The organism is Priestia sp. 10L35 (genome assembly GCF_056395685.1).
This window is the reverse complement of the sequence record NZ_JBFTKA010000005.1, coordinates 98086-111441: the sequence shown is the minus strand read 5'-3', so window position 1 is coordinate 111441 and position 13356 is coordinate 98086. Positions and strand designations below refer to the sequence as shown.

Annotated in this window: 9 protein-coding genes and 1 pseudogene; 9 read left to right on the top strand and 1 reads right to left on the bottom strand. The window is 37.1% G+C overall.

What is annotated here, in order from left to right; translation table 11 throughout:
• The first annotated feature begins 181 nt into the window (after positions 1-181).
• The 5 genes and pseudogenes from AC1DEF_RS18820 to AC1DEF_RS18800 all read left to right on the top strand — a co-directional run bounded on the left by AC1DEF_RS18820 (position 182) and on the right by AC1DEF_RS18800 (position 5021).
• Entirely contained in the window at positions 182-793 is a 612-nt protein-coding gene (locus tag AC1DEF_RS18820; RefSeq protein WP_043980143.1) for a flavin reductase family protein, read from the top strand.
• 351 nt (positions 794-1144) lie between these two features.
• Positions 1145-2422, top strand: coding sequence for an ABC transporter substrate-binding protein (locus AC1DEF_RS18815; protein ID WP_097824219.1), 1278 nt, complete (start codon positions 1145-1147; stop codon positions 2420-2422).
• Positions 2423-2494: 72 nt separating this feature from the next.
• Positions 2495-3349: a carbohydrate ABC transporter permease gene (locus AC1DEF_RS18810; RefSeq protein WP_013055639.1), complete on the top strand. Its 855-nt coding sequence runs from the start codon at positions 2495-2497 to the stop codon at positions 3347-3349.
• Positions 3350-3417: 68 nt separating this feature from the next.
• Complete coding sequence (locus AC1DEF_RS18805) at positions 3418-4224, top strand: carbohydrate ABC transporter permease (protein WP_026106517.1); 807 nt, start codon at positions 3418-3420, stop codon at positions 4222-4224.
• A gap of 51 nt (positions 4225-4275) precedes the next feature.
• Positions 4276-5021 (top strand): annotated as a pseudogene (locus tag AC1DEF_RS18800) (sugar phosphate isomerase/epimerase family protein).
• A gap of 29 nt (positions 5022-5050) precedes the next feature.
• Here the strand turns inward: AC1DEF_RS18800 and AC1DEF_RS18795 are convergent.
• Positions 5051-5566, bottom strand: coding sequence for a GNAT family protein (locus tag AC1DEF_RS18795; RefSeq protein WP_097824217.1), 516 nt, complete (start codon positions 5564-5566; stop codon positions 5051-5053).
• A 486-nt stretch (positions 5567-6052) separates the two neighbouring features.
• Here AC1DEF_RS18795 and AC1DEF_RS18790 point away from each other — a divergent pair, with 486 nt between their 5' ends.
• The 4 genes from AC1DEF_RS18790 to AC1DEF_RS18775 are packed head-to-tail and all read left to right on the top strand — an operon-like array spanning position 6053 to position 13354.
• Entirely contained in the window at positions 6053-7660 is a 1608-nt protein-coding gene (locus AC1DEF_RS18790; protein ID WP_097824216.1) for a GGDEF domain-containing response regulator, read from the top strand.
• Positions 7661-8710 (top strand): HEAT repeat domain-containing protein, encoded by a 1050-nt coding sequence (locus tag AC1DEF_RS18785; protein WP_097824215.1) that lies wholly within the window; start codon positions 7661-7663, stop codon positions 8708-8710.
• Complete coding sequence (locus AC1DEF_RS18780; protein WP_043980132.1) at positions 8700-10109, top strand: glycosyltransferase family 2 protein; 1410 nt, start codon at positions 8700-8702, stop codon at positions 10107-10109. The genes AC1DEF_RS18785 and AC1DEF_RS18780 overlap by 11 nt, the downstream gene beginning before the upstream one ends.
• The gene (locus AC1DEF_RS18775) at positions 10106-13354 is read left to right on the top strand and encodes a hypothetical protein (RefSeq protein ID WP_477727525.1); all 3249 of its coding nucleotides are present in this window, start codon (positions 10106-10108) and stop codon (positions 13352-13354) included. The genes AC1DEF_RS18780 and AC1DEF_RS18775 overlap by 4 nt, the downstream gene beginning before the upstream one ends.
• The last annotated feature ends 2 nt before the right edge of the window (positions 13355-13356 follow it).

Genomic DNA, 13356 nt, shown 5'->3' with positions numbered 1-13356 from the left:
CAACAGCGGTGTCACAAGTGATCGATACCAGCTCATTACTCCCATTTGTTCGTCTTCGGATTAGATGGATGTAGTTATGTCTCAATCTCTTTTTTGCATATTTAGTGAGCAAGTTGCTAGCTAATCTATACTCTTTTCGTTACCATACAATAAAGTAAATGGAAGAAAAGGAGTAGGTAAAATGAAGATAGTCGATCCAGCGGTACAAAGTGTAAAAGACAATTATCATTTGTTAACAGGGGTCGTCATTCCCCGGCCGATTGCGTTTGTTACAAGTCAAAATGATGACGGTGTAGTGAATGCCGCACCGTTTAGTTTCTTTAATGTAGTTGCGGCAGAGCCTCCGCTGATTGCCATTTCAGTTTCGAGAAGTGAAGGTCAAATGACGAAAGATACGGCCAAAAATATTAGTTCATCTAAAGAATTTGTAGTTCATCTTGTAGACGAAAACTTAGTGGAACAGGTGAATCAAGCGGCATCTTCTTATCCTTCTTCCGTCAGTGAAGTCGAAGAAACAGGGTTAACGCTAGCACCGAGCAAAAAAGTGCAGGTTCCCGGAATTCAAGAAGCCAGCATTCGGATGGAATGTAAGCTTCACCAAATTGTGCCATTAGGAACGGATGAGGCATACAGCTCAGATTTGTTTATCGGTGAAGTTGTGATGTTTCATATTAGTGAAAAAGTGATAGAAAACGATCGCGTTTCTGCAGAACGTGTGAAGCCAGTCAGCCGACTTGCGGGTTCTAACTATAGTAAATTGGGGCAATTATTTTCCTTAGAACGTCCTAAATAAGCAAGAAAGTGTTACTTATGTAGCAAAAAAATAGTATACATTGGATTTTTTTAAATAAGCGATTGTGTTCTGTTTCAACAATGACAGTACATTCGCTTTTTTTCATGAACGAAAAAGTTAATAGAAACCATAATAACAAAATCAATTTAGAAAAAGGCAAAAATGTAAGGTTTTTGCCTTTTATATTTACCATTGAGGAAAAGGGTATTCATTCATATAATTTAGATTAAGTAAATTATATACGCTTTCAATATACAGAATTATTTTTCAATAATTCTCTCGAGAAAGAGTCATGAGCGTTTACAAAAAAACTTGCCACACTAGGAGACAAGATTATAGGAGGGGTATTCATTGAAACGTTGGTTTAGTTTAATCAGTTTTGCACTCATTTTAACCCTAGTACTTGCAGGATGCGGAGGAAAGTCCGCTAATGAAACAAGTGGTAGCGGTGGAAAAGAAGTTGTTGCATGGGCTTGGAATATTAACGTACCGGTATTAAAGAAAGCAGCAGCAGAATATCAAAAAGAGAATCCAGGTTTTAAATTAAAAGTAGTGGATATGGGACGTGAAGACGTTTATTCAAAACTAACAACAGGATTGCAAGCTGGCGGAAAAGGCCTTCCTGATATTGTATTAGTAGAAGACGATCGTTTCCAAGGATATTTAGATGCATTTCCAAAAGCATTTTTAAACCTATCTAAAAAAGGATTTGATAAGCAAGAAGATAAGTTTCCTGAGTTTAAGAGAGCCCTTTTATCAAAGAATGGAGATATGTACGGCTTCCCGTTTGATGCAGGTCCAACAGGCGTATTCTATCGCACAGATTACTTTGAAAAAGCAGGCGTAGATCCAAACAGTATCAAAACATGGGATGATTATATTGCAGCTGGTAAGAAAATTAAAGAAAAAGTTGGCGTTGATTTACTAGGTTTAGATTTTAATAATGACGATGGCTTATTCCGAATGACGCTGACACAGCAAGGTACGTTCTACTTTAATAACAAAGGAAAGCTAAATTTAACTTCTAAAGAAGCGAAAAAAGCAATGGAGTTAAATAAGAAGTTAAAAGAAGCAGGCATTGTTAAAAATACAGTGGGCTGGGATGCTTCAATCAGTGCCTTAGCAGAAGGTAAAGTAGCAAGTTCACCATCTGGTGCTTGGCTATCCGGTTCTATTACACAGCAGGCTCCGGATTTAAAAGGAAAATGGGGAGTGTTTTTATTACCTTCGTTTGAAGAAGGAGGTAACCGTGCTTCTAACTTAGGCGGAAGCAACTATGTGATTTCAGCAACTAGTCAAAAAGCAGATGAAGCGTACAAATTTATGGAGTATTTCTCAACAACGGATAAAGTTCAAGAAGAAGCGATGAAGGGCGGATTATTCCCATCATTAAATACCGTATACTCTTCAAAATTATTCACTGCACAAGATGAGTACTTTAACAATCAGACGATTTGGAAAACATTCGCAGATGAAATGAAAGATATTAAACCGGTTAATTTTACGGGCAATTACTCAGTTGCAAACAGTGAAGCAGTCAAAGCTGTGTCAGAAGTAACAAATGGTAAGGGTGTTACAGACTCGCTTGAAGCAGCTCAAAAACGCTTAGAAAACCGAATTAAAAAATAATCAAGAAGCATAGAAGGTGATTTATGGAAAATTGCCTTCTATCTCTTCTTCTTGCGGTACTAGGAGGTCATCATGAAGACAAATAAATCGTTGCCTTACTTATTTATTGCTCCAGCACTTTTGCTGTTCGCGCTGTTTACCATCTACCCTATTTTTTCATCGTTTGTTTTAAGCTTTCAGAGTATGGAAGGCGGAAAGTATGTATTTACCGGGTTATCAAACTATACACGTTTGCTCGGAGATGATATTTTCTGGAAAGCGCTTGGGAATACGGGGATTATTTTAATCGTTCAAGTACCCGTTATGATTTTATTAGCTCTTGTACTAGCTAACGCGTTAAACAGTCAGCTTTTAAGACTAAAAGGTTTTTTCCGAGTTTCATTTTTCTTGCCGGCAGTAACGTCACTAGTTGCCTACTCTATTTTGTTTTCAATCATTCTTCAAGATGAAGGAATTATGAATACTATTTTAGGGTTTTTCGGTATCGATGCCATTCAGTGGCTGGGAGATCCATTTTGGGCTAAAGTCTCAATCATCGTTGCGATGACTTGGAGATGGACAGGTTATAACATGGTTATTTTTCTAGCAGCTCTTCAAAGTTTATCTCATGAAGTTTACGAAGCAGCTGATTTAGATGGAGCAAATCGTATTCAAAAGTTTTTCCACGTAACGGTTCCACAATTAAAACCCGTTATCTTGTTTGCTACTATTTTATCAACAATTGGCACGCTTCAATTGTTTGACGAACCTTTTAACTTAACAAAAGGCGGCCCTGCTGATTCTACTATGACGCTAGGCTTATATATTTATCAAAATGGCTTTAAATACTTTGATTTTGGATATGCATCGGCCATTGCGTACGTTGTTGTATTATTAGTTGGTATTTTAACGTTCTTCCAATTTAAATTTACGGGTGATAAATCATGAGTGTATTAGAGAGAGTAGAAGCAACCGCAGTAGTTACCGTTCCTAAGGTCAAAAAGAAAAGGCACATCATGCGTAAAATAGGACTATACAGCTTGCTTGGGCTGTTTACGATTATCTCAATTTTTCCTTTTTACTGGATGTTTATCGGCGCTACGAATGAATCAGGAAAAATGTTTACAAACCCTCCAACGCTGAAGCCTGGCGATCAATTTATGACAAATCTACAAAATTTAAATGCTTCAATTGATTTAGGGCGCGTCTTTTTTAACTCAGTATTTGTTTCAGTCGTGTATGTGATTGTAGCTTTAATGGTCTGCTCCACAGCTGCATATGCGCTATCTAAATTTGAATTCAAAGGCCGAAACGCAATTTTCACTACGCTTTTATTGTCTATGATGATTCCATATCAAGCAACGCTCATTCCACTTTTTCAGCTGATGTCGAATTTTAATTTGCTTGACACGTATTTTGCACTTATTGTTCCGCAGCTGTGTTTTCCGTTTGCTATCTTTTTATTACGTCAGAACTTTTTAGCTTTTCCAACGGAACTTATTGAAGCTGCTCGTTTGGACGGAGCTGGAGAGATGAGAATCTTTTTAACTATTGTGCTTCCTTCTATGAAGCCTGCTATGGCTGCAGCAGCTATTTTCTTATTTATGACACAGTGGAATAACTTTATGTGGCCTTTAGTTGCGACTACATCTAACGAAATGGCTACATTACCAGTTGCTCTTTCAAGCTTAATTGGCTTATCGATTATTGATTACGGTCAAGTAATGATGGGAGTAACAATTGCAACCATTCCAATCATTGTCTTCTTCCTGGCACTTCAGCGTCATTTTATTTCAGGAATGCTTGGAAGTGCAGTAAAATAAAAGCAGAAGCTCCTATTATAGGAGCTTTCTTAATGAACAGGGGGAGAGAAGATGGGAGAAATACCTGTAGGAGTTCAGCTTTATACGCTGCGTGAAGAAATGAAAAAAGATTTTAAAGGAACGCTTCAAAAAGTAGCTGCTTTAGGATATCAAGGGGTAGAATTTGCAGGGTACGAAGGATATACAGCAAAAGAAGTAAAAGCATGGTTAACGGATTTACAGCTGAAGCCGGCTTCTAGTCATGTGCCGCTTGAACAATTAGAATCTAATTTAGAGCAAGTGATTCACTTTGAACAGCAAGTTGGAAATTCACATATTGTTTGTCCTTATTTAATGCCTGAACGTCAAACTGAAAAAGGATATCACGTGCTTATTGATTCTTTAAATGATATTGATACGTATTGTAAAAAAGAAGGTATGTCGTTTAGCTATCATCATCATGATTTTGAGCTGAAGAAATTGTCAACTGGAAAGTCAGCTCTCCAAACAATCTTAGAAGAAACTGAGGTAAACGTAGAACTGGACATTTATTGGCTGACTAAAGCAGGTGAAGATCCAGTGGAGTGGATGCAGCATTATCAAAATCGTACGCCTTTTATTCATTTAAAAGATATGACAACAGACGGCGAGCAGTTTTTTGCTCCTCTTGGTACCGGAGGAGTAGATGTAAAGGCTGTAATGCAAGAAGGACATAGAGCAGGCGTAAAGCAGGCGTAAAATGGTGGATCGTTGAACAAGATCACTGTATAGAAAGTCCACTTAGCAGCATTAAAAAAAGCTTAGCATATATCAAATAAAAAACGAACAGACAGCGTCTGTTCGTTTTTTATTGATAAGCTGGAGTCCACTCAATTTCTCCGCACTTATTCGTATAATCAATATTCACCTCAAAGTTATGTTTTTCATAAAAATGAATCAATCTTTCGAGATGATCCCAATCGCGCTCAGCGATATCGCCTTTAATGACATGAACATTTTGATCAACCGCTACTTCTTTTAAATAATTCATACATACAGAGCCATATCCCTTATTAGCGGGCCCTTTAATGTCACCAATAAAAATCGTGTGATTATCTTCATATACGCCATCGATGGCAAAATCCCAAGCCCCTCTATAGGGTTTTGTACATTCATTTAGCATAATTTTACATGCGTTTCCGTCATTTTGTGCCGATACAATAACTAACTGATTATCTTCAGGCTGATCGACACCAATAACTTCATACTTTTTAGCAATTTCTTTTAAATTATCCTGCATGCGAAATAGCTGAAACTCTAAATCATCAAGTGTTTCTTTTAGTTCTTCTGCATTCTGGTTTTTTTCTGTAAGCTGAGTAAACATTTTATACTCCTTTCCGTCTGTTTTCGGTCTAAGTGCGCCTATGACAAAGAGGACACGGTGTATAAAGCGAAACTTTATTTAGCAAAGTATCTACCTTAGTAAAAATATAAAAAGGAAAGAACCTGATTTGATTGATTATTCATCAAAACGGCTGCTTTCCTTAGCATTCACTTTTAAATTTTTCACAACGTGTATAAGGGTAACAAAGACTCATTAATTTTGTCAATAAGGTTGTAGGTCTATTTATAAAGAAGATAACAGGTCATTTTACTTATTGGGAAGAAAAAATAATGAGTGAAAAAAGAATCATTTTAAAGTAAAATCATTGAAGGAAAAGTATGGTTAAAAAGGAATTGCTTTTCATTTGGAAAAAACATACTTAAAATAAAAGTAAGAAAATATTTCATTTACTTACAAAATATTATAGAAAAATGGATGGAGTAATATGGGGTAAGTGTTAACTATATCGAACAAAGGGTGTATAAGATGGATAAATATCAAATTGCATTATTAGCTAATGTCCGCAAGCAGCTGCAAGAGTGGACCGATCAAAATGAAGAAATACCTCATGAAGAAGTGTACCGCTTTTTGCATTCAATTTCTGGAACGTCTGCAACTATTGGACTGAATTATTTAGGAGATCGTTCCCGCGAGTTAATGGAAGCTGTTGAAAAAAATCAGAAAAAAACCTGGGGTTACGCGGAGTTGAATACATTTTTATTAGATATTATTAAAATTTGTTATCAAGATGAAATTCAATCCGTAGAAGACATAAATAAACCGATAGAAATTAGTGAACAAACAGCGAATGTTTTACTTGTGGATGATGATCTTTCAATGCTGATGTATTTAAAAGAACAGTTTGAAAAACAAGGGTGGTACGTATTAGCAACTGCCTCTAAAGAAAAAGCCATTACGGCTTTTTACGAATTAAAGCCGGATTGTTTTGTTGTTGATGTACATATGAAAGACTGTACAGGCTTTGACATTCTTTCATTTTTACGTGATAAAACAAAGCAACTGTTCGTCCCCATTGTCATGATGAGCGTTGATAATCAAAGAGAGACGCGTTTGAAGGCTTTTAAATTAGGGGCCGATGATTTTTTTGTTAAACCTCTCGATATGGAAGAAAGTCTACTTCGAATTGGTCACCATATTGAACGAAAGCAGATGTTTAACTCCTATTTAATGTTTGATGAATTAACAGGAGCCTATAACCGAACGTATTTAAAAGAAATCTACAGTCAGCAGCTATCCAGCTACGACCGCTTAAAAGATCCTTTTTGTTTAGCGATTTTAGATTTAGATTTCTTTAAGAGAATAAATGATCGATATGGACATCTTATGGGAGACCGTGTGCTGCAAGCATTTGTAGAGTATATGAAGCATGAAATTCGTCCAACAGATCACATTTTTAGATATGGAGGCGAAGAATTTATTCTTTTACTGCCAAAAACCAATATAAAAGAGGCAGAAACAGTATTAAATAGACTGTTGGATTTCTTTGTGGAAAAAGTGTTCACACATCAAAGCAATTCGTTTTATTGCAGCTTTTCCGGCGGAGTTGTAGAAGTTCATAACACTGAATGGCCGTTAGAAAAAGCTCTTCATCAAGCTGATGAGGCATTATATATAGCGAAGGAATCAGGACGTCAAAAAATTGTAGCTTCTTCTCAAAGCAAGCTGGTTAAAAAACGAACGCTTCGTATGGCTATTATTGATGATGATTCTATCATTCGAACGATGCTAAAAGAGCTTTTAAGTAAGATTGATGTAGGAGATCGCTATGAAGTGAAAATAGAAGTGTTCAAAGATGGCATTGAATTTTTTGAGTCTCAATGGATTCATTCTAGCGATCAGTACTTTGTTATTTTAGACGGAATGATGCCTAAAATGGATGGCTTAGAAGTGCTGCAAAAATTAAGACAGAATAAACGTCACGATCAGTATACGGTTATTATGCTTACATCAAGAAACAGCGAACAAGATATTCAAAGAGCATTAGAACTTGGGGCAGACGATTACATGACAAAGCCATTTAAGTTAATGGAGCTTGAAGCGCGCGTGCGTCATTTAATGAAGAAGGTGAAATAAATGGCGATGTCAATTCAAGTGGTATATGTCTTATTTGGCGGATTGCTATTGCTTTTAGTCTGTTTTCTGAGTTATTTACTTATTCAAAAAGCGCGTTTAAACGCTTTTCGAGCAAAAGTAGAATTCTATAAAGATAGTATGAAAGAATCTCTTTTTATTTATTTATACAGAAAAGATGAAGAACACCGGTTAGAGCCTAAAAATAGAATAGAGCTGGCGGGTGTAGAGGAACTATTGAGCGGTTTTTCTGCAGCTGTACAAGGCGATGAAATTCTAAATAACATCACGCTCTATGCGGAGAAGGTTTTTACACCCAAATATAAAAAAGAGCTGCATCATTCTAGATGGAGTGTCAGAATGAATGCCCTTTATGCTATTGAAGATTTTGGTCTAACTACGCTAACAGACCAATTAGTAGAAATGTATGAGAAAAAAAATAGTACAGCGGCTGAAAAAAATCAAATTTTAAAAATTTTAGTTAAGCTGAACCGCCCTGAGTTTGTTGTGTACATGACAAACGCTTCTAGACCGCTGTCTGAATTTATGTACCGCTCTTTGTTTGGAACTATGAACAGTGAGCAGTTTCAGCAATTTATTAATAAATTTGAAAATCTACAAGAAGAAATTCAGCTGCCTCTTATCGATATGATCGGTATCAATCATAAGTTAGAGTATATAGATTTCTTAAAAATGCACATGAAAAGTTCATCAGAAGAACTGCGAATTCGTTCATTGAAATCACTTAATGCTTTATCTTTTCCATTAAGAATAGAGGAGCTCACGAACCATCTTCAGTCAGGTATTTGGCAAGAAAGAATGATGGCTACAAAACTAATAGGCAAAACGAGAGATGAGAAGGGATTGTCACTTCTTGAGCAGTCGCTAAAAGATTCTCATTTTCTTGTGCGTTCGAATGCTGCTCAGTCAATGATGAAAATCCCAACAGGTAAAGAATACTTAGTTCAAGTATACAAAACGACTGATGACAAGTTTTCGAAAGATATGGCAGCAGAATGGCTTGAAAAAGGAGGAATTACGGTTGTGGAATAGTGTTTGGCATCTTTTATTGTCCATTTGCGGATGGGCTGTATTTGCTTATATGATTTTTGTGCTTTGTTTTTATTTTATGATGTTTATCATCTCTGCTTTTCAACTGCGAAAGCAATATCAATTAAATGATGAAGAACCTTATGAAGATTTGCTTGCGGTTAGCTATACAACACCGTTATCTATATTAGTTCCCGCTTATAACGAATCTGTCGGGATTATTGGAAGCGTGCGTTCGCTGCTTGGAATTGAATATCCGGAATATGAAGTAATTGTAGTAAACGACGGATCTTCAGATGATACGTTAGAAAAGCTAATCGAGGAGTTTTCTCTTGTGAAAATGAATCGAGTTGTGAGAAAGCAAGTAGAGACGAAAGAAGTAAAAGCTGTATATCGTTCTAAATTATACGATTATTTATATGTAGTTGATAAACAAAATGGGGGAAAATCAGATGCATTAAATGCAGGAATTAATTTATCCAACTATCCTTATTTTTGTTCGATCGATGGCGATTCAGTGTTAGAAAGAGATGCTTTTTTAAAAGTTATGAAGCCAATTATTGATTCAGACGGAGAAGTAATTGCTTCAGGGGGAAGTATTCGAATTGCAAATGGATGTAAAATCGAAAACGGTGCGGTCGTATCGATTGGACTTGATACACAGCCGCTTGTTGTGATGCAGATTATTGAATATTTACGTGCATTTCTTATGGGGCGCATTGGTCTCAGTCGCCATAATTTATTGCTTATTGTGTCAGGAGCATTTGGCGTATTTTCTAAACGCTGGGTGATTGAAGCTGGGGGTTATTCTCATACGGTCGGCGAAGACATGGAGCTCGTTGTTCGCCTGCACCGACTGATTAAACAGAAAAAAACCAACAATCAAATTGTTTATATTCCAGATCCCGTATGCTGGACAGAAGCACCCGATGAAATCAAATATTTGCGAAGACAGCGGAACCGCTGGCACCGTGGTTTATTTGATAGTCTTTGGAAGCATAAAGAGATGCTGTTTAATCCGAAATACGGAAGCATCGGAATGATTTCTATGCCTTATTTTGTGTTTATTGAACTAATCGGACCGGTCATGGAAATGTTAGGCTATTTGTTTATTGTTATTTCTCTAGTTGTAGGCGGGATTTATGTAGAATTTGCTTATTTGCTTTTTCTTTTAATGGTTGTATATGGTTCTCTTTATTCAATGGCGGCCGTTTTGCTAGAAGAGTGGAGCCTTCGTAAATATCCAAAAGTATCCGATATTGCTAAGCTATTTGTCTTTTCCCTGACTGAATCCTTTTGGTATCGCCCTCTAACTGTTATATGGCGCTGTCATGGATTGTTGGATGTTATTCGCAATAAAAAAGGCTGGGGAGACATGCAGCGAAAAGGAGTTTCACAATGAAAAAATGGTTATTAATCGGCGGCATTATTTTGGTTATGGCGATAACGGCTTCTCCATTTCTTATTTGGCAGCTAAAGAAACCAACTGATTTGAATATGCTTGTTATTGATAAAACAGTGCCAGATCAAACGTTTCGAGAGCATCAAGGCTTAATGTGGATGCTGAATCAAGCGAAAGTACGCAAAGACGGGAAGCCTTATGAAATCTCAAAAGATTATGCAGGGTTTTACCCAAAAGGAGATAAAACATACAGCATTAAATCTCTGCCAAAAACAAACTCTGCAGATATGATTTATATCACCGACACGTATGGTGTATACAAAGAAGATTTAGGCGTAAAAGCTAAAAGAGGAGATCGCTCTCAATTGGTGTATGGCGGCATGACTTCTGAAGACGTGAGCTCTGTTAAGAAAGCGCTGAATGGACGTACAAAAACGCTGATTGGAGAGTTTAATACATTTGGAAGCCCTACTTCCTTAGACGTTCGCAAAGAACTGTATGAATTGTACAATGTTACGTGGTCTGGCTGGATTGGTCGCTACTTTGAGGAATTCGGCAGTGAAGAAGTTCCTGCTTGGGTGAAAAGTGCTTACAAAAAGCAGTACAACAAAGAGTGGAGCCTTACAGGAAAAGGCTTATTATTCGTTAATGAATCCAATAAGCTCGTTATTATAACGGAAAAAGAATTAAAAGAAAATCCAGTATGGTTTCAATATACAAAACAAGGAAAGAAAACATTAAATTTACAGGATGAATCTGCTTATCAATATTGGTTTGACGTAATTACACCCCAGCAAAAAAGTGATGTGCAGGCTCAGTTTGTCTTTCACTTGGATTCTGAAGGAAAAAACAAGCTAAAGGAAAATGGTATCCCTTTGTCCATACCAGCAGTCGTTCATCATAATAAAGAGCGATATGATACCTATTACTTTGCAGGAGATTTTGCAGATCAAGGAGAAGTACCTTCCATTTATCAAACCTCTTTTTACCCCGTGTGGAAGAAATGGACAGAGAAAATCGGAAAAGAAGATGAGTCTTCTTTTTACTGGACTGTTTATCTGCCTCTTATGAATAAGATCATAGATCAACAGCAAAATGAATCGCAGCCTGCTTCTGTTACTTTTAATGAAAATATGGAAATCTATGAAGATGCTGACCGTAAAGTAGCAGGGAAAGTAGGAAAAGATTATTTGCAAGTTTATCAAAATGGCAAGTGGCAAGATTTGCTGATTAAAGGAGTAAATATGGGCATTAGTAAGCCAGGACATTTCCCTGGTGAGACTGCTATTTCGAAAGAAGAATATTTGCGCTGGTTTAAAGAAATTGGAAAGATGAATGCAAACTCAATCCGCGTATACACCATTCATCCTCCCGCCTTTTATGAAGCGCTTGCTGAGTATAATCAAAAAGCCAAAGAACCCATTTATCTTTTTCATGGGGTATGGGTGAATGAAGAAGTTTTCTATGATTCACAAGATGCTTTTGCAAAGGAAAATACAAAAGAATTTGAAGCTGAAATGAAAAGGATTGTAAACGTTATTCATGGAAATGCCACACTGCCAAAACGGACGGGACATGCAAGCGGAACGTATACAGCAGACATTTCTCCTTATGTTTTGGGCTGGATTATAGGAGTTGAATGGGATCCCACGGTAGCTCTTTCGACAAATGAAAAACATAAAGGAATGAAAGATTTTAAAGGGCAGTACATCTATACCGAAAAAGGCAACCCCTTTGAAATTTGGCTTGCTCAGCTTATGGAAAAAACAATTTCCTATGAGCAGGATAAATATGATTGGCAGCGGCCTATGAGCTTTACAAACTGGGTGACGACGGATTTGCTTACTCATCCATATGAGCCTTCTGAAGACGAAGATAAAGTGTCCGTTAATCCTAATTTAATTCACACAACTAAAAAATTTGAGCCGGGCTTATTTGCCTCTTATCATATTTATCCGTACTATCCTGATTTCTTAAACTATGAACCTCGTTATCTCGCTTATCGAGATCATCGAGGAGAGAAAAATAACTACGCAGGCTATTTGCAAAATATGAAAGAAGTTCATCATATGCCCGTTCTTGTTGCTGAATTTGGCATTCCGGCTTCGCGAGGACTCACCCATAGAAACGTATACGGGTGGGATCAAGGCTTTCACACGGAACAAGAACAAGGAAAGATTCTGTCACGCTTATACGAAGACATTGTCGAAGAAAAAATGGCTGGCGGTATGGTCTTTACATGGCAAGATGAATGGTTTAAGCGAACGTGGAATACGATGGAGTACGACAATCCGAACCGAAGGCCATTTTGGACGAATTTGCAAACGGGAGAGCAGCATTTTGGCCTTTTGAGTTTTGATCCAGGAACGAAGCTGAAAGTCAAAGTAGACGGTAAATCAGATGATTGGAAAAAGCTGAACAGCAAGTCGGTATATAAGCCGTCTAAAAAGTTAAAAGCATTGAACATTACAAGTGATGAAGGTTATCTATATCTACACGTGAGTGCAAAAGAACTGGAAAATCAAAAGCTTTATTTCTTATTTAACACGATTAACAATCAGGGACAGTCAAAGATTCCCCAAATTCCTTCCTTAAAAACAAAAGGAATTGATTTTGTAGCAGAATTAAACGGGAAAGAAGACAGTCATTTGTGGATAGACAGCTATTACGATACGTATTATTTTTCATATGCTCATCAGCTTCAAATGATTCCGGCCGTAAAAGGAACCGATACAAAAGACAACGGCATGTTTAATCCAATCAGGCTCGCCCTTAACAAAGAGTTAGCGATTGGAGAAGGGAAAAACAAGAGAACCATTCCTTTTGACGCCTATGAAACTGGGAAGCTCCAAGAAGGAAACAGCGATCCTAACTCTTCATCATTTGATTCGCTAGCAGATTTTAAAGTAAATGAATCAAGTGGAATTGCTGAACTTCGCATTCCTTGGGCGCTTTTAAATGTAAAAGACCCGAGTCAAAAAGAAATAATGGGAGATATTTGGTCCAAAAAAGGATTAGAATCCAGCGAGAAAATAAAAGGGATTCAAGTGGGAGTCGTAGCTGTTAATAAGAAGAGCAATGACGTAGAAGATACGTTTCCGACTCAGAAAAAAGGAGAACTTTTATTAAAAGATTTTTACTTATACAAGTGGAGAAATTGGGAGTATCCAACTTTTCATGAACGAATAAAGCCGTCCTACTTCATATTGCAAAAAACGTATGGACGACTACAAGCGGAGGAATAACA